Origin of the sequence: Nonomuraea turkmeniaca, from assembly GCF_005889735.1 — a bacterium.
Classification (GTDB): Bacteria; Actinomycetota; Actinomycetes; order Streptosporangiales; family Streptosporangiaceae; genus Nonomuraea; species Nonomuraea turkmeniaca.
In genome coordinates, this window is sequence record NZ_VCKY01000122.1 from 16,092 (window position 1) to 32,169 (window position 16,078).

Annotated in this window: 18 protein-coding genes; 8 read left to right on the plus strand and 10 right to left on the minus strand. The window is 70.9% G+C overall.

Annotated elements, in window-relative coordinates:
- Positions 1-44 precede the first annotated feature (44 nt).
- Entirely contained in the window at positions 45-512 is a 468-nt protein-coding gene (locus ETD86_RS30795; RefSeq protein ID WP_138669988.1) for a YflT domain-containing protein, read from the plus strand.
- A gap of 117 nt (positions 513-629) precedes the next feature.
- Here ETD86_RS30795 and ETD86_RS30800 read toward each other — a convergent pair whose 3' ends face one another.
- Positions 630-1,061, minus strand: coding sequence for a CBS domain-containing protein (locus ETD86_RS30800; RefSeq protein ID WP_138669990.1), 432 nt, complete (start codon positions 1,059-1,061; stop codon positions 630-632).
- A 168-nt stretch (positions 1,062-1,229) separates the two neighbouring features.
- Between ETD86_RS30800 and ETD86_RS30805 the strand changes: the two genes are divergently transcribed.
- The gene (locus ETD86_RS30805; RefSeq protein WP_138669992.1) at positions 1,230-2,660 is read left to right on the plus strand and encodes a hypothetical protein; all 1,431 of its coding nucleotides are present in this window, start codon (positions 1,230-1,232) and stop codon (positions 2,658-2,660) included.
- Positions 2,661-2,704: 44 nt separating this feature from the next.
- On the opposite strand, the gene ETD86_RS30810 is transcribed toward ETD86_RS30805, so the two are convergent.
- The 4 genes from ETD86_RS30810 to ETD86_RS30825 form a co-directional block, all read right to left on the minus strand.
- Complete coding sequence (locus tag ETD86_RS30810) at positions 2,705-3,121, minus strand: SPW repeat protein (RefSeq protein WP_211370416.1); 417 nt, start codon at positions 3,119-3,121, stop codon at positions 2,705-2,707.
- Positions 3,122-3,206: 85 nt separating this feature from the next.
- Positions 3,207-4,175 carry a CapA family protein gene (locus tag ETD86_RS30815; RefSeq protein ID WP_138669995.1) on the minus strand — a complete coding sequence of 323 codons (969 nt, stop codon included), beginning with the start codon at positions 4,173-4,175 and terminating at the stop codon, positions 3,207-3,209.
- Between the two features lie 97 nt (positions 4,176-4,272).
- Positions 4,273-5,583, minus strand: a complete 1,311-nt coding sequence (locus ETD86_RS58425) for a cytochrome P450 (protein ID WP_138669997.1) — start codon at positions 5,581-5,583, stop codon at positions 4,273-4,275.
- A 96-nt stretch (positions 5,584-5,679) separates the two neighbouring features.
- The gene (locus ETD86_RS30825; protein WP_138669999.1) at positions 5,680-5,925 is read right to left on the minus strand and encodes a hypothetical protein; all 246 of its coding nucleotides are present in this window, start codon (positions 5,923-5,925) and stop codon (positions 5,680-5,682) included.
- Between the two features lie 356 nt (positions 5,926-6,281).
- Here ETD86_RS30825 and ETD86_RS30830 point away from each other — a divergent pair, with 356 nt between their 5' ends.
- Positions 6,282-6,773 (plus strand): pyridoxamine 5'-phosphate oxidase family protein, encoded by a 492-nt coding sequence (locus ETD86_RS30830; RefSeq protein ID WP_138670001.1) that lies wholly within the window; start codon positions 6,282-6,284, stop codon positions 6,771-6,773.
- A 56-nt stretch (positions 6,774-6,829) separates the two neighbouring features.
- Positions 6,830-7,048 carry an antitoxin gene (locus tag ETD86_RS30835; protein WP_138670003.1) on the plus strand — a complete coding sequence of 73 codons (219 nt, stop codon included), beginning with the start codon at positions 6,830-6,832 and terminating at the stop codon, positions 7,046-7,048.
- A gap of 91 nt (positions 7,049-7,139) precedes the next feature.
- Here ETD86_RS30835 and ETD86_RS30840 read toward each other — a convergent pair whose 3' ends face one another.
- Complete coding sequence (locus ETD86_RS30840) at positions 7,140-8,450, minus strand: MFS transporter (RefSeq protein ID WP_246148464.1); 1,311 nt, start codon at positions 8,448-8,450, stop codon at positions 7,140-7,142.
- Positions 8,451-8,600: 150 nt separating this feature from the next.
- On the opposite strand from ETD86_RS30840, the gene ETD86_RS30845 reads away from it, so the two are divergent.
- A complete protein-coding gene (locus tag ETD86_RS30845) occupies positions 8,601-10,088 on the plus strand; it encodes a cobyric acid synthase (protein WP_138670007.1) in 1,488 nt (495 codons plus the stop codon).
- Here the strand turns inward: ETD86_RS30845 and ETD86_RS30850 are convergent.
- Complete coding sequence (locus ETD86_RS30850) at positions 10,030-11,034, minus strand: 1-acyl-sn-glycerol-3-phosphate acyltransferase (protein WP_246148466.1); 1,005 nt, start codon at positions 11,032-11,034, stop codon at positions 10,030-10,032. The two genes, ETD86_RS30845 and ETD86_RS30850, sit on opposite strands and share 59 nt — an antisense overlap.
- Positions 11,035-11,089: 55 nt before the next feature.
- Entirely contained in the window at positions 11,090-11,902 is an 813-nt protein-coding gene (locus tag ETD86_RS30855; RefSeq protein WP_211370417.1) for a patatin-like phospholipase family protein, read from the minus strand.
- Positions 11,903-12,002: 100 nt separating this feature from the next.
- Here ETD86_RS30855 and ETD86_RS30860 point away from each other — a divergent pair, with 100 nt between their 5' ends.
- From ETD86_RS30860 to ETD86_RS59285, 3 genes are read left to right on the plus strand one after another with little or no spacing between them, the layout of a single operon-like run.
- Positions 12,003-12,914 carry an ABC transporter ATP-binding protein gene (locus ETD86_RS30860; RefSeq protein ID WP_138670013.1) on the plus strand — a complete coding sequence of 304 codons (912 nt, stop codon included), beginning with the start codon at positions 12,003-12,005 and terminating at the stop codon, positions 12,912-12,914.
- Positions 12,892-13,683 (plus strand): ABC transporter permease subunit, encoded by a 792-nt coding sequence (locus ETD86_RS30865; protein ID WP_138670015.1) that lies wholly within the window; start codon positions 12,892-12,894, stop codon positions 13,681-13,683. Before ETD86_RS30860 ends, ETD86_RS30865 begins: the two co-directional genes overlap by 23 nt.
- On the plus strand, positions 13,683-14,702 hold the full coding sequence (locus ETD86_RS59285; protein ID WP_138670016.1) for a PucR family transcriptional regulator: 1,020 nt from the start codon (positions 13,683-13,685) through the stop codon (positions 14,700-14,702). The genes ETD86_RS30865 and ETD86_RS59285 overlap by 1 nt, the downstream gene beginning before the upstream one ends.
- A 21-nt stretch (positions 14,703-14,723) precedes the next feature.
- Here the strand turns inward: ETD86_RS59285 and ETD86_RS30875 are convergent, their stop codons facing one another.
- Together ETD86_RS30875 and ETD86_RS30880 are read right to left on the minus strand one after the other, a co-directional pair.
- Complete coding sequence (locus tag ETD86_RS30875) at positions 14,724-15,344, minus strand: LysE family translocator (protein ID WP_138670018.1); 621 nt, start codon at positions 15,342-15,344, stop codon at positions 14,724-14,726.
- A gap of 5 nt (positions 15,345-15,349) precedes the next feature.
- Positions 15,350-16,078 (minus strand): quinone oxidoreductase family protein (locus tag ETD86_RS30880; protein WP_138670020.1); only part of this gene is annotated, 729 nt, incomplete at its 5' end.

Consider the following 16,078-nt stretch of genomic DNA (forward strand, 5'->3'; position numbering starts at 1 on the left):
CCGCATGTCTCCGCATGGGGAGGGGAGGAGGAGCCGTGTCCCACATGGTGTCATCGACTCTCATCACGACCAACAAGGAACCGATCGCGACCTACCGCAGCTACCAGGAGGCGCAGAAGACCGTCGACTTCCTGTCCGACCACGGGTTCCCCGTCAAGGGAACGCTCATCGTAGGCGTCGGGCTGCGCTCGATCGAGCAGGTCGTCGCGCGCATGACGTACCTGCGCGCGGTCGGCTGGGGCGCGCTGAGCGGAGCCTGGTTCGGCCTGCTCATCGGCCTGTTCCTTGGGCTCTTCACGAGAGCGGCCCTGCCCCTGATGGGCGTGATGCTCTGGGCGCTGCTATGGGGTGCTATCGCTGGAGCGATCTTCGGTCTGATCGCGCACGCGGTGCAGGGCGGGCACCGGGACTTCGTTTCGGAGGCCGGCCTGGTCGCCGACAAGTACGAGGTCCTCGTCGAGTCGGAGCACGCCGCCAAGGCGCACGAGCTCCTCGGGAAGACCCCTCACTAGGGGTGCGAGCGGGCTGGAAGCCTGCGCCGGCCACGCTTGGCGCCGGCCCGCACACCCGGGTGGGGGGGTTGGCGGGCGCACCAACTCGGTGATGAGCCTGCTGGTGCACCCCGGGTGTCACGCCGGCGCGTAGACCCGGTGGACGAACTCCGCGAGCTTGTTGTCCGGGAGCTCCTTGGCCAGGTCCGACTCGCTGACCATGCCGACGATCCGGTGGTTGTCGATCACGGGCAGGCGCTTGATCTGGTGCTTCTCCATCTTCGCCAGCGCCTCTTCGACGCTGCTGTGGGCGTCGACCCAGACCAGCCCGTGGGCGAGCTCGCTCGCCGTGGTCCGGTCGAGGTCCTTGCCCTCGGCACAGCACTTGATCACGATGTCCCTGTCGGTGATGATGCCCTTGAGCCGGTCGTCCTCACCGCAGATCGGCAGTGCGCCGACTCCCAGATCACGCATCATCTGCGACGCCATGCGCAGGCTGTCGTTCTCGCCGATGCACTGCGCCCCCTGGTGCATCACGTCCTGAACCGTCTTGCCGTGCGTTGTGCCCATTCTTTTTCGCCTCCCTGAGAAGAAGGATGGGATTTTCAGGGCAGTCCTACCCAGCAGATTGCAGATCAGTGGTGGGGCCGCTCGGTGAATGCACCGTAACCTGCGGATATGTCCGCATAGGCCCCTGTTTGTGGGGGTGTCGTGGACTTGTGGCGTCGTTCTTCCGCGGTGACGGTGCCGCGCCCGGCCCCTTCCGGCGGTGGTGCGCCCGCCGTGCGGCCGGTCGTGCTGCTGGCGTGGGTGAGCATCCTGTACGGCGTGGCTCAGCTGCTGCTCGTGTCGCCGCGCCTGGGCATCGGCTGGGACGAGGCCGTGTACGCCAGCCAGGTGGCACCGCACGCGCCGCCCGCGGTGTTCAGCGCACCTCGGGCGCGGGGCGTGCCGCTCCTGGTCGCGCCCGTGGTGGGGCTGACCGATTCGGTGGTGGTGCTGCGCCTGTATCTGACGGTGGTCTCGGCGGCGGGCCTGTTCGGCGCCTTCTACGTCTGGCTGCGGGTGCGCGCCGATCACGTGGTGCCGCTGGCCGCACTGCTGTTCGGCGGCTGCTGGCTCACGCTGTTCTACGGCAACCAGGCCATGCCCAACCTGTACGTCGCGCTGGCCGCCGTAGCCGCGACCGGCTTCCTCGTGCTGGTGGAACGTGCCCACCTGGCGCCGGTGGGGCTCGCGGGAACACTGGCCGTCATGTCGTTGATGCGGCCGTCCGACGCGCTGGTCGCCGCGGCCGCCCTGGCCGCCGGGACGCTCGCCCTGCTCCGCCGCCGCCGGCTCGCCGCGCTGGCCGCCATCGCGGCCGGACTGGTCGTGGGATGGGGTCAGTGGGCGATCGAGGCGCAGGCGCGGTTCGGCGGGTTCGCTGCCCGGCTGCGGGACGCGGGGGAGCACAACGCCATGGGGTGGAGCGTGTCGTTCGTCGAGCACGCCAGGGCGCTGGACGGGCCCTCGTTGTGCCGGTTCGGCGCGGACTGCGGCCCGGTCTCGCCGGTGGCGCTCATCTGGTGGCTGGCCATCCCCCTGATGGCCGCGCTCGGCCTGTGGGCGGCCTGGCGCGAGCACCGCCTGGCGCCGCTGCTCCTGGCCGCGGGCACCGGTGTGGCGATGGCGTTGCCGTACCTGTTCTATGTCGACTACGCGGCGCCGCGTTTCCTCACGCCTGCCTACGCCTTGCTGTCGCTACCGGTGGCGCAGGCGGCGGTCGCGGGCCTGCGGCTGCGCCGCCCCGTCGCGGTCGCGGTGACCGCGGGGCTGGCGGCGCATCTGCTGCTCCAGGGGGCGTACGCCTACGGCATGGGAGCCTCCGGCCGTCACGGCCGGGAGGAGATCGGCCGGGCCGCGGCGGAGCTGCGCAGTCTGGGCGTGCGCCCGCCGTGCCTGGTCTACGGCCAGAACGGCGTGCAGATCGGCTACCTGCTCGGCTGCGACTCGCAAGGCGTCATCCAGAGGTTCGCGGACCGGCTTCCGGCCCGCGTCCGCCAGGCGTTGGCGGACCAGACGCAGGTGGTGGCCGTACACAAGGATGTCAGGCTGCCGCCGTACATGCTGACCTGGGACGAGACCGACCTGTCCGGTCCTTGGGCAGCCAGGTTCGCCCGCGGTTGAGTGGCACGGGACCGGGCCGGAGGTCTTCCGGCCCGGGACAGTTCTCACCGCCTTTTCCTCGTCATGCCCATGCCCACGGTGATCAGGCCGAGGACGGTGATGACAGCGCCGACGATCACATTGGTGACCGTCCCGGCTGTGGTGGCCTCACCCCGGATCAGCCATGGGGCCACTATGGTCCACAGGCCGATGAACGGGGCGGTCCAGGCGATGCCGTACGTGCGGCCGAAGGCGGAGCTGAAGCCCAGCGACAGCAGCGCCACGGCGATCCCGGTGACCAGGTTGTTCATGGTGAGCGATCCGGCGTTGGCGAATCCCACGATCCACGGCGACAACGCCAGGAACAGCCCGGCCAGCAGGGTCACTCCGTCCGCCAGTTGAACGGCCGGATTGGCCGCCGCGACCTCGTACCTCTCCCGCATTCGGATGATGTCGGGATGACTCTCCATCTCGCGGGTCATCGGTGACATCACCTCCCCCATCGCGGTGACGGGACTTTCCCGTTTCCCCACTTCAAACTACCCAAACCGGACAAAGACAGTCCATTCACCGCATGTCCGCGCCCAGCAGGCCGTCCTCCCAGGTGGCGACGGCGCCGAAGTCCGCGCACGCACTGGTGAAGCGCCGGCCCAGCCAGGCGCGTTCGTCCCCGTCGGCCAGCACGGTGCGGGCGTACTCGAGCTTGAGCGGCACCCCCCGCAGGCGTACCGGGCCGAGCTCGTCGACCGTCACCAGGAACAGGAACGACAGGTCGTTACGCAGCTCGGGATCCACCCTGTAGTCGTCGAGGAAATCGCCCATGTCGAACAGGACCGGCGGCGCGACGCCGTGCACCACGTGCGCGGAGTGACCGGCGACCAGGCTCGCCCCGGACTCGACCAGGGTGGCGGCCGCCGCGCGGATGTAGGGCCGCGGCCCGGCCGTCATGTTGGGACCCCAATGAGGGGTGACCAGCACGGCGTCCGCCTCCGCCCGCAGCGCGGCCACCGCGCCCGTCAGCCAGGACGGCACACCGGAGGGCAGGTCCGCGTAGGCCACGCCCGGCCGGTCGGGCGTGGCCGCGTAGTCCAGCGGATGATCGGTCGCGGCGACGATGCCGATGCGCAGTCCCCGCACGGTGAGCACGACCGGCTGCCGGGCCTGCGCCTCGTCCGCGCCCGCGCCCACCGCGTGGACCTCCACGCGTTCGAGGTGCGCGCGGGTGTCCAGCAACGCGTCGTAGCCGTAGTCGAGCGCGTGGTTGTTGGCCAGCGTGACGCAGCTGACCCCTACCTCGGCGAGCAGGTCCGCGGCCTGCGGCGGAGCCCGGAAATGGAACGGCTTGCCGGGGGAGAACCACGGGGTGCCCCGGTCGGAGATGCAACATTCGAGATTCAGCAGGATCGCGTCGGCCTCGGCGAGATGCGCGCGGACGCCGTCGGCGAGGTACGCGTCCGGGTCCGTGGACACGGCCAGCTCGTCGGCCACGCCGCGGCCGAGCATTGTGTCACCCGCCAGCGCAAGCGTGACAGTCACGAGGATCCCCTGCCTCCCGGCGGCCCGCCCAAACGCGTTCTGCCAGGTAAAGGGGGTACCGCGTTATCGAGCAGGGCTCTTGCATCGGCGTGTCAGTTCACCAGATGACGTGGACGGCCTTGGGCCCGACGTCCACCCCGACGCTGGTCCATTCGATGTCCTCGGCCCGTCCTTTCAATCTGAGTCCGGGCAGCCGCGTGGCCAGGGCCGCGAGGGCGGCGGCGAGCTCCATGCGGGCCAAGGGCGCGCCGAGGCAGTAGTGCATGCCGTGCCCGAACACCAGAGGCGGGCTGGAGCGCCGCTCGGGACGGAACCGGTCCGGGTCGGGGAAACGGGCGGGGTCGCGATGGGCGGCCTCCAGTCGGACCAGCACCATGTCGCCCGCGCTGATCCTGACCCCGGCCAGCTCGAGGTCGTCCTGCGCGTAGCGGGGGAAGGGCTCCCCGGTACGCCCGGACTGCATCCGCAGAATCTCCGCCACGACCGCGTCCCGCCCCGCCGGGTCGTCCTGCCCCGCCGGGTCGGCAAGCCCCGCCGGGTCGGCCTGTCCGGCCGCGTTCGCCTGTCCGGCCGCGTTCGCCTGTCCGGCCGCGTTCGCCTGTCCGGCGGAGGAGCCGGATGAGCCGGATGAGCCGGCCAAAGCGGGTAGACGTCCTTCGACCAGGAGCCGGATCGCGCCGGTGGCGATGGCGTTGCAGGCCGACAGGTAACCGGCGGAGACGATGGTCGTGACCATGGCGATGAGCTCGGCGTCGCTGAGCCGCCCGTCATCGGCGTCGCGTACCGTGACCAGGGCGCTGAGCAGGTCCTCACCAGGCGCCGCCCGCTTGGCCGCGACCAGCTCCCCAGCGTAGGCGCCGAGCGCCTCCCACGCCTGTGCGGCCGCCGCCAGGTCCTCCTCAGGCCCGAAAAGGAAGTCGGCGGCACTAGCCGCGTCGGCCAGCCCCCGGAACCGCTCGCGATCGCCGATCGCCACGCCGAGCAACTGGCTGATCACCGTGATCGAGAACGGAGCGGCCAGCCCCGAGACGAGGTCGCCGGGCGGCCCGCCGTCCGCGAGCGCCGAGACGTAGGCGTCGGCCAGATCCTCGACCCGAGGGCGCAGCGCGGCCACGCTCCAGGGGCCGAAGGCCTTCGACACCAGCCGCCGCAGCCGGGCGTGCGCCTCCCCGTCCTGGAACAACGTGTCGTTACCGGGAATGTCGGTCCCCAGCGGCGCGAGCCCGTACCTGCGGTCGGACAACACCTCCGCGACGGCGTCGTACGAGGTGACCAGCCAGGCGGGCCGCCCGTCCGGGGCGAGCACGCGGGCGACGGGCGCGCTCTCCCGCAGCCGCGCGTACGCGGGCGGCGGCGCCAGGGGATCGGGCCGGTCGAACGGCAGGGCGAGAGTGGTCGTCTTCTGCATAAGCCAAGTGAAGACGTTGACGCCGCGTCAGGGTCAAGCGGGACGAAGAGCACGAGAGCGGAGGGCGAGTCGATCGTGCCCTGGCCGCCACCGGTGTCACGTGCGGCGGACGACGACGCCCCGCACATTCCATTCGTCGGTGTGCCAATGGCAGGCCTTCCAGCCCTTGGTCCCCAGCATGTCCACGCACCAGAAGATCAGGGGCGTGGTGGCGCCGACAGTCCCCGAGACGATGTAAAGGTGCTGGTGCGGGTAGCTGTCGATCATAGCCGGGTACTGCCCGAGGTCGGACGCTTTGACCACACAGTTCTGGCACATGCGGTCGAATACCTGCTGGGTCATCCGCGCACCGATCCGTGGTTGTGGGAAAGGACGTTGGAGGTCGGCGGCGGCCCATCGCCATCGCTGACCGAGAGTGGCATCTACGAAAGATCGTGTTCCTCAGCCTAGGCCCCGGGCCTCGGGGCCCGCGGCGATCCGGGCGACCTTGTCCAACGGGACGAACACCCGGATCCACGAGACACCGCTCAAGGCCTGCTCGTGAGGCAGCGCCCTCGGACGAAGGTGGCCGGGTGCTGCAACGGTGGCTGGTTCTCGCGCGGTAACCGAGTGCCTTTGAAGTGCCGTCTTCCCTGGTGTCGCCATGGTGACCGATGATGCGGTTAGTTACTGATAGGAACCAGGAGAGGAATCGTCCGATGACCGCCACCGTGAAGTCCTTCGCCGAGCTCGAGGACGAGTTCGACGCCTTCGTCGGCACGACCGTGTATGCCACCATGGTCACGGTCGATGCTCGCAACCGCCCGCGCGCCAGAGTGCTCATCCCTGTGTGGGAGCGGGTCGACGGCCGGCCGCTCGGCTGGCTGGCGACGTACAGAACGCCGGTCAAGGCGGCGCACATCGCCGGAAACCCGCACACGACCTTCTCCTACTGGCGACCGGGTAACAACTCGGTCGCCATCGACGCCGTGGCGGCCTGGGTGGAGGACCTGGAGGTCAAGCGGCACGTCTGGGACCTCTATCGCAAGACCAGCCCGCGCGGGGCCGGATACGACCTGGGGAACTTCTGGCGCTCGCCGGCCGACCCCGAGTTGCACGTCCTGCGACTGGAGCCGTACCGGATCCAGGTCATTCGTGGTGGCGATCTGCGCAGCCGGCTCTGGAGGGTGCTGGACGGCGACTCCCCGTGATTGTCCCGGCCGCTCGGGTAGAGGCACCCGTAGTCGCGAGAACGGGGAGAACGGTCATGAGCCGTATCGGGGAATGGCTGAAGAGGGCGGAGGACTTCGCCAGGGGACACTCCAAGCAGGCCGACCAGCTACTGGACCGGGTCGAGCGGTTCGCCAAGGAGCGGACGGGACACAAGTACGACCGGCACATCGAGAAGGGGACGGACGCGGTGCAGCGTCGCTACGGCGGCGCGTCCCGGCGCGGCCGGCCCCGGGACCACGGCCCGCAGGGCTGACGCCACGGGAGGCCGGGCGTCCGCGGACCAGCCGCGGACGGCCGCCTCCATGCCGGGGGTCAGCCGCGGACGGCCGCCTCCATGCCCGGGGTCAGCCGCGGGCGGCGTCCTCCATGACCTTGCCGGCGTCGCGCTCGAATGACGCCCGTGCCCCGAGCGTGAGCAGGCCGCCCACGACCATCGGGATCACCAGGATGTACATGCCGGCCGACAGCGACCCAAGCCGGTCGGAGGCGATGCCGACGATCAGGGAGCCGAAAGCACCGCCGGCCGTGATGAGCAGCTGCAGGACGGCGAAGCCGAGGCCGCGGGCGGCCGCCGGGACCACGTCCGCCAGGCAGGCCGTCATGTTCGGGATCGCGATGGACATCAGTGAGCAGGCCAGCAGGACCAGCGCGGTCATCGCGCCGATCGACTCCATGGCCAGCGCCCCGGCCAGCACCAGCGATCCGGCCGTGATGCCGCTGCCGCCCGCGAGCAGCCGGCCGCCCTTGCGGGTGCCGTGCCACTTCCTGCCCAGCCACGAGCCGACCAGGGTGCCGGTCAACGTGCCGGCGACCGTGATCAGGCCGCTCAGCGAGCCGGCCGCGGCCGTGCCGACGCCGAGGGTACGCACCATGAACGTGGGCAGCCAGTAGAAGATCCCGGCCAGGCCGAGGGTGAGCAACGACAGGCCCACGCAGACGGAGACCAGAGTGGGGATGGCGACCACCTGACGGACCTGCCGCCAGAACGGCGGCTTCGCGGCAGGCATGGCCGCGCCGGCCGTGGTGGGGTCGCCCGTCGCCACCAGGCGGTCGAGCTCGCCGCGGCGTGGCTCGCGCAACATCCAGACCAGCAGGGCCGTGAGCACGCCGGGCACCACCATGACGAGGAACGCCGTACGCCACGAATATGCCTCCGCCAGCACCCCGCCGAGCAGCGTGCCGACGCCGCCCAGGTACGTGGTGACCCGCGTGAGCCCGTACGCCTTGGCCCGGCTGACCGGCGGGTAGTAGTCGGCGAGGAGGCTGCCCGAGGCGGGGTTGTCGATGTTCTCGGCCGCCGCCAGCAGCACCCGCATCAGGTAGAACATGACGAAACCGGTGGCCAGGCCCGACCCCAGCGTGGCGATCGCCCAGACGAAGACCACGACGGCGATGATCCGGGTGCGGCTGAGCCGGTCTGCCAGGTAGCCGGCGGGGAGGGCCACCACCGCCGCGGCCAGGGCGGCGGCCGTCGGGATCGAGCCGGCGGCGGTGTCGCTGAAGCCCCACTCCTTCTGCACGGCCGGGAGCACCCCAGAGAGCAGGTTGTACTCGATCCGGTCCACGAAGCCGACGACGAAGAGGACGACCAGCGGCGCCCACCCGAACGGCGCCCGGGAGCCCGCGTCGAGGCCGCCGGTGCGTGGCGAACCCAAGATCCCGACCATGCCCCGCCCTTTCCATAGGGAAATCTAGAATTCAGTTCTAGGGGAATGTTCTAGCCAGAGTGGCACAAGTCACAGGGATTCGTAAATGGGCGATTTCGGGAAACTTCGCGGTAAGTGCGCTCCCGGTACGGTGATCCCATGGTCACCGGGGGATTGCTGGTCGCGGGCACAACGTCGGACGCGGGCAAGAGCGTGGTCACCGCCGGCATCTGCCGCTGGCTGGCTCGCCAGGGCGTCCGCGTCGCGCCCTTCAAGGCGCAGAACATGTCGCTCAACTCGTACGTCACCGCCGAGGGCGCCGAGATCGGCCGGGCCCAGGCGATGCAGGCGCAGGCCGCGGGCCTGGAACCCGTGGCGGACATGAACCCGATCCTGCTCAAGCCCGGCAGCGACCGCCGCAGCCAGGTCGTCCTCATGGGCTGGCCCGTGGCGGACGTGGACGCGATGGAGTACGGCTCGCTCAGGGACCTGCTGCGGGCCACGGCGCTGGAGGCGCTGGGCCGGCTGCGCGAGCAGTACGACGTGGTGGTGTGCGAGGGCGCGGGCAGCCCGGCCGAGATCAACCTGCGACGCGGCGACATCGCCAACATGGGCCTGGCCAGGGCCGCCGGCCTGCCGGTCATCGTGGTCGGCGACATCGACAGGGGAGGGGTGTTCGCCGCGTTCTACGGCACGGTGGGCCTCCTGGACGCCGAAGACCAGTCCCACATTTCCGGATTTATCATCAACAAGTTCCGGGGTGCCAAGGAGCTGCTGGAGCCGGGGCTGGGCATGCTCAGACAACTGACCGGGCGCCAGGTGTACGGCGTGCTGCCCTGGCTCGACGGGCTCTGGCTGGACGTCGAGGACTCCCTGGCCCTGGACGGCCGCCGGGTCGCCACCGGCGCCCCGCACGGCAGGCAGACGTTGCGGGTGGCGGTGGTGCGCCTGCCCCGGATCTCCAACTTCACCGACCTGGACGCGCTGGCGGCCGAGCCCGGCGTCGTGGTGCGCTTCGTGACCGAGCCGGTCGAGCTGGACGACGCCGACCTGGTGGTGCTGCCGGGGTCGCGGGCCACCGTGGACGACCTGGCCTGGCTGCGGGAGCGCGGGCTGGCCGCGGCGATCGCCGCGAGGAAGGGGCCGGTGCTGGGCATCTGCGGCGGGTTCCAGATGCTCGGGCGCGAGATCGTCGACGACGTCGAGTCCGGTGCGGGGAAGGCCGAGGGGCTGGGGATGCTTCCCGTACGGATCACGTTCGAGCGGGAGAAACGGCTCGCCCGGCCGGAGGGGAGCGCCTACGGGCACCCGGTGCGCGCGTACGAGATCCACCATGGCCGGGCCACGGTCGAAGGTGGTGAGCCGTTCCTCGACGGTTGCCGGGTCGGCGACGTGTGGGGGACCACGTGGCACGGCGCCATGGAGAACGACGCGTTCCGCCGCGCGTTCCTGGCCGACGTGGCCGAGCGGGCGGGGCGCGACTTCGTCCCGGCTCCCGGCACGGACTTCGCCGCGCTCAGGGAGGAGCGGCTGGACGTGCTCGGCGATCTCGTCGAGCGGCATCTCGACACGGACGCGTTGCTCCGCGTCATCCAGCACGGCCCGCCTGAGGTCCCTTTTCTCCCACCGGGAGCCGTTGGGCGGTGATCCAGGCGTCGATCTGCTCCCAGTGGTCGTACAACCAGCGGATGCGGTCCTCGCGGGTGTGCGGCACCTGGGCGGCGGGTACGCGCCACCACTTGGCGGTGATGTGCGCGCTGAAGGGCAGTTTGCGCCAGACGTCCCCTATCGTGATCAGGTCGTCGAGCCCGGTGTGCGCGACGAAGACGACGTCCGCCGACGGGCAGGCGTCGATGGCGGCGATGGCGCCGTTCGGGCGGGGCGGCAGCAGGTGGTCCATGCCGCGGGCCCGCTCCGCCTCCTCGGCCAGCCCTTTCTCCTCCAGCCGCCTGATGGCCAGCCGGCGGCGGCGCGGGGTGAAGTTGCCGCCCTCCGGGAAGATCACCAGCGCGTCCTCGTCGCCCATGGTCGCGGCCAGCCGCCGGATCTCCTCGATGACGCCCTCCTGGCCGGTCTTGCGCGGCACGAACGCGTTCGGCAGTCGGTTGATCACCACGTCGAGGGAGGGGTCGTACTGAAGTGCGGCCTTCATGACGATGCGGGGCCGCCGCCGGTAGAGCTCCAGAAGGTGATAAATGAGCAAGAAGGAGTCGCCGGGGCCGGCGTGCCGGGACAACACGATGACCGGCCGCGTCAGCCGGGCGGCCCGCTCCTCCTCGGTCGGCTCCGGCTCCTGGACGTCCAGGGTCAGCCGGAAGGTCCGCACCGCGGCGGCGTACACCTTGGACAGGAACCACCTGATCAGGTCGTAATGCCGCTCCTGGTGGCGGGCGCCGCCCGCCACCCACAACCACAGGCAGGCGATCAGCACCGCCGACTCCAGCGTCAGCCACGCCATCCCGAACCACACGAACCTGAGCCCCCTGCGTTGCGGCGGCGGCAGGCGCAAAGAGGCGGCGGCCGTGACGACGAGCCAGAACGGCAGCGTCACCAGCATGAACACGGTCACCACGATGACCAGTGGAGCCAGCACGAGCCGACGCAGAATACGTGGTGGAAGCAACGCGGCCTCCCTTGACGGTCTGTCTTTATCCTCCTCCGTTGCCCAGGTAGCGGGAAGATGCCTGGTAAGCCCGCTCGATGCAGGCCGAGATCTGCGACAGGTCGCGATAACGCATCGGCGAGAGCGGCTCGGTCATCCCGGCGGGCAGCACGTGCACCTCCACCCCCGGCGGTAGGCTGGCCATGTCCTCGGCGAAGCGGTGCCGCCGCGCGATCTCGAACGCCACCATCCCCACCTCCCAGAACCGCCTGGGCGGCGACAGCGGCCGCTCGATCCGGCCGACGTGCAGCACGTACACGCGCTTGGCTCCCAGCTGCACGGCCCGGCCGACGGGAATGCTGTGCACCAGCCCGCCGTCGTAGAAGTGCTCGCCGCCGATCACGACGGGCGGCAGCAGCCCGGGCACCGCGCACGACGCCAGCACCGCCTCGACCAGCGGCCCGCTGGTGAACCAGCGCGCCGCCGCCCGCTCGACCGACGCGGCCACGCACTGGAACGGCACCGTCAGGTCCTCGATCCGCGACACCCTGACCGTCTCGCCCAGGACGTCCCTGAGCGGCCCCATCGGGTGCAGATGGGTGCCGGTCCTGGCCAGCGTCGACAGCCGGGCCACCCAGGACCCGGCGAACGCCGTACGGACGATGTCGGAACGCCACAAACCCGTCAGCCTGGCGACCGCCTCGTCCGGCGCGGCGGCGATCACCGCCCCGTTGAGCGCGCCGACCGACGTGCCGACCACGAGGTCGGGCCTGATGCCCGCCTCGTCGAGCGCCTGCAGCATGCCCACCTCGTGAGCGCCGAGCACGCCGCCCCCACCGAGCACGAACGCGGTCTCCACGTTTCCCACCCTCTCGTTGCCACCCTCCGGAAGCAAAGACCGCCGCAGGCTGCCGGATGCGCGCGATGACGGGCAGCGTGGCGCGCGGGACGATGCGGCCATGACAGCAGTGGTGCAGGCCGAAGGGCTGACCAAGTATTACGGCAAACGCCGTGGCCTGGAGGATCTCACGCTCGAGATCCAGCCGGGCGAGATCTTCGGCTATCTCGGGCCGAACGGCGCCGGCAAGACCACCACGATCAGGCTCCTGCTCGACGTGATCAGACCGACCCGGGGCCTGGTACGGGTGCTCGGCGCCGACCCGCGCGAGCCCGCGATCCGCTCCAGGATCGGCTACCTGCCGGGCGAGCTGGCCCTGGAGGGCCGCGACCGGGCCAGGGACTACCTGCGTTTCCTCGGCCGGGTACGCGGCGGCGTGCCGGACGCCCGCATCGACGCGCTCGCCGAGCGGTTCGACGCCGACCTGTCGGTGCCGATGCGCAAGCTCTCCAAGGGCAACAAGCAGAAGGTCGGGCTGATCCAGGCGTTCATGCACGAGCCCGAGTTCCTCATCCTCGACGAGCCGACCGGCGGGCTGGATCCGCTGGTGCAGCAGGAGTTCCTGGCCCTGGTGCGCGAGGTGCGCACCTCGGGCCGTACCGTGCTCATGTCCTCGCACGTGCTGGCCGAGGTGGAGAGCGTCTCCGACCGGGTCGGCATCGTCCGCGCCGGCCGCCTCGTCGCCGTGGAGAACGTCGCGGCGCTGCGCGAGAAGGCGGTACGCCGCGTGGAGCTGCACTTCGAGTCGCCCGTGCCGCGAGCCGCGTTCGAGGACCTGCCGGGAGTGCGCGACCTGCGGGTGGAGGGCGCGAGCGTGAGCTGCACGATCGACGGCCGGCCTGACGCCCTCATCAAGGCGGCCGCCAGGTTCACCGTGGTGCACCTGGTCAGCGCGGAGCCGGACCTGGAGGAGATCTTCCTCACCTACTACAGCGACGAGGAGCGGCACCATGATCGCCAAGAGTCTGCGTGACTACCGGCGCGCGCTCATCTGGTGGACCATCGGCATCAGCGCCTTCCTGACCCTCTACCTGAGCATCTACGAGAACGTCAGGCAGGACCCGGCGACGTTCAACGCCCAGGCCATGGCCAAGTTCCCCGGCGCGCTGCGCGACCTCATGGGCGGAATGGGCGACCTGAGCGTCGGCGCCGGTTACCTGCAGTCGGTCGTCTACCAGCTGTTCGTGCCGATGTTGTTCATCGTGTGCGCGACATTGCTGGCCCACCGGGCGATCGCGCAGCCTGAGGAGGCCGGCACGCTGGAGCTGGTCGTCACGCTGCCCGTGGATCGTCAGCGGCTGGTGCTCCAGCGGTTCGTGGCACTGGCCGTGGCTCTGCTGGCGGTGGCCGTGGTGACGTTCGGCGTGGTGTGGGCGGTCGGCGAGTCCGTGCAGATCGGGGTGCCGTTCGACCGGATGCTGGCCGCGCAGACGGGGGTGTTCCTGCTCGGGCTGTTCTGCGGCACCGTGGCGCTGACCGTCGGCGCCGCCACCGGGCGCAAGACGATCGCCTCGGCCGTGGTCGGCGTGTGGGTCGTGGCCGGCTACGTGGTCGTGACCGTGGGCCGGTCGGTTGAGGCGATCTCCTGGCTGAAGTGGGTCTCGCCGTTCCACTACTACACCGAAGGCCGGCCGCTCTATGAGGGGCTGCCGGTCGGCGACTACCTTGTGCTGGCGGGGGCGACGGCCGTGCTCGTGCTGACCGCGGTCCTCGCCTTCGACAGGCGCGACATAGGGGTGTGATGGCGATCTCCGAGATGCCCGCCGAGCTGCTCGGCGGGCATCGCCAAGTGCTGGCCGAGTGCGCCGCGACCGGCCGGTTGCCGGACCGCGCCGCGCTCGACGCCTGCCGCGTCGCCGGCACGCGCGCCGCCGAGCTGGGGATCTCCGTCCGGGCGCTCGTGGATGCCGCGCTCGCCGCCGCCGCGGGCCTGCCCCCGGTGCTGCCCGCCTTACGCAGGTCGGTCTCGGCGCTGATGGAGGGGTACGAGCTGGCGCAGCTCGCGGCCATCCGCGGCGAGGAGGCGGCACGCAGGGAGTTCGTGGACGACCTGCTGCAGGGGCGGGCCGAGCGGCTGGCCGAGCGGGCCGAACACTTCGGGCTACGGCTGGCCGAGTCCTACGTGGTGGCCGTGGCCCGGGGCATGCGTGACGGCGATCAGGAACGCATCGAGCGCGACCTGATCGCCCGCTTCGGCTCGCACAACGTGCTGGTCGCCGTACGCGACGGACTGCTGGTGTGCGTGGCGCCCGCGACGTTGCCGGCCGCTGTGGGGGAGTTCACCCACCACGTACGCGCCCGCTTCCCGGACGGGTGGCGGGTCGGCGTCGGACGGGCGCACCGGGGGCCCGGCGGCGTGGTGACCTCCTTCAGAGAGGCGGCCGACGCCCTGGGGCTGGCGGACGGGCTCGGGCTGCGCACGGACGTCGTCAAGGCGGCCGATCTGCTGGTGTTCCCCGTGTTGCTGAGGGACCGGAGCGCCATCGAAGACCTGGTCACCAGCGTGCTGAGCCCGCTGCTCGGGGCGCGGGGCGGGCACGAGCCGCTGCTGGAGACGCTGGAGGCGATCTTCGCCTCGCAGGGCAACCAGACGGCCGCCGCCCGGCGGCTGGGGCTCAGCCCGCGGGCGGTGACGTACCGGCTGGAGCGCATCCGCCGCCTGACCGGCTTCTCACCCGACGACCCCACGCAGCGCTTCACCTTGGAGACGGCGGTGCTCGGCGCCCGCCTGCTGGGCTGGCCCGCCGGCTTCAGCCACTGACCGCCCGCGTTTTCGCCGCTGTCAATCGCTGACGGCGAGCCGCACGCCGAACCCCACGATCACCACACCCGTCAGCCGGTCCAGGAACCGCCGCACCGCCGCGGAGCGCAGGAACCCGCTCATCAACGACGCGAACCCGATCAGTGCCGCACTCCACACCAGCCCTTCGACCACGTGCACGCCCGCCAGCAGCAACCCCATGAGCGCGTGCGGCCCCTCGCTCGGGAGGAACTGCGGCAACATCGCCACGTAGAACGCCCCCACCTTGGGGTTGAGCAGGTTCGTCATGAGCCCGCGCCCGAACCCCGTCCCGAACCCGACCTCCTGCCGCTGCTCCGGCAACTCCTGGGGATCGTGCCGGGCGAGGAGCATGCGCAACCCCATCCACACGAGGTACGCCGCTCCCGCCCAGCGCAGCGCGTCGTACGCCGGCTGCGAGGCCGCCAGCAGCGCCGACAGCCCTGCCGCGGTCAGCACACCCCAGATGAGCGTGCCGAGCTGGATGCCCAGCGTCACACCCCAGGCCGGCCGCTTCCCGGCCAGCAACGACGTCCGCAGGACCAGGGCCGTGTCCAGGCCGGGGGTGATGGTCAGCAGAGCCACCACGGCGGCGAACGACCAGACAGATCCCGCGATATCCATGAACGTCAGGGTATGAGAAGCAGCTTTCCCGTGGTACGACGGGCCGCCAGATCCTCATGGGCCCGCCGCGCGTCGGCCAGCGGGTAACGGTGCGAGATGTTGATGGCCAGCTGCCCGGACGCGATCCAGCCGAACAGGTCGGACGCGCGCCTCAGCAACTCCGCCCGGTCGGCGATGTAGTGCACGAGCGTGGGCCTGGTCAGGAAGAGCGAGCCCTGCTTGTTGAGCGTCTGCGGATCCATCGGCGGCACGGGGCCGCTGGCCGCGCCGTACAGGGCCATGAGGCCGCGCGGACGCAGCGCCTCCAGGCCGCCGTCGAACGTGGCCGCGCCGACACCGTCGTACACGACGTCGATCGTGCCGCGCAGCGCCTCGGCGAAGTCGTCGTAGCGCAGCACCTGATCCGCCCCGGCCTCCCTGGCCAGCTTCTCCTTCTCGCTGGTGGAGACCGTCGTGTAGACCTTGGCGCCCCTGAGCTTGGCGAGCTGGATCAGCAGCTGCCCCATGCCGCCCGCCCCCGCGTGGACGAGGACCTGATCGTTCTCCTTGACCTCGTAGGTGGAGTGCGTCAGGTAGTGGGCGGTCATCCCCTGCAACATGGCCGCCGCCGCCACCTCGGCCGGCACGTCCTGCGGCACCGGCACCACCCGGTCGGCCGGAACGACGGCCTTCTCGGCATAGCTGCCCATCACGCCGGCCCAGGCCACGGTGTCGCCCACGGCCACGTCCCGCAC

Bases quoted from the DNA above. Each gene is read 5' to 3' on its own strand.
- ETD86_RS30795 (WP_138669988.1), top strand. From the start codon at position 45: ATGGTGTCATCGACTCTCATCACGACCAACAAGGAACCGATCGCGACC.
- ETD86_RS30800 (WP_138669990.1), bottom strand. From the start codon at position 1,061: ATGGGCACAACGCACGGCAAGACGGTTCAGGACGTGATGCACCAGGGG.
- ETD86_RS30810 (WP_211370416.1), bottom strand. From the start codon at position 3,121: ATGACCCGCGAGATGGAGAGTCATCCCGACATCATCCGAATGCGGGAG.
- ETD86_RS58425 (WP_138669997.1), bottom strand. From the start codon at position 5,583: ATGCAGAAGACGACCACTCTCGCCCTGCCGTTCGACCGGCCCGATCCC.
- ETD86_RS30825 (WP_138669999.1), bottom strand. From the start codon at position 5,925: ATGACCCAGCAGGTATTCGACCGCATGTGCCAGAACTGTGTGGTCAAA.
- ETD86_RS30830 (WP_138670001.1), top strand. From the start codon at position 6,282: ATGACCGCCACCGTGAAGTCCTTCGCCGAGCTCGAGGACGAGTTCGAC.
- ETD86_RS30835 (WP_138670003.1), top strand. From the start codon at position 6,830: ATGAGCCGTATCGGGGAATGGCTGAAGAGGGCGGAGGACTTCGCCAGG.
- ETD86_RS30845 (WP_138670007.1), top strand. From the start codon at position 8,601: ATGGTCACCGGGGGATTGCTGGTCGCGGGCACAACGTCGGACGCGGGC.
- ETD86_RS30860 (WP_138670013.1), top strand. From the start codon at position 12,003: ATGACAGCAGTGGTGCAGGCCGAAGGGCTGACCAAGTATTACGGCAAA.
- ETD86_RS30865 (WP_138670015.1), top strand. From the start codon at position 12,892: ATGATCGCCAAGAGTCTGCGTGACTACCGGCGCGCGCTCATCTGGTGG.
- ETD86_RS59285 (WP_138670016.1), top strand. From the start codon at position 13,683: ATGGCGATCTCCGAGATGCCCGCCGAGCTGCTCGGCGGGCATCGCCAA.
- ETD86_RS30875 (WP_138670018.1), bottom strand. From the start codon at position 15,344: ATGGATATCGCGGGATCTGTCTGGTCGTTCGCCGCCGTGGTGGCTCTG.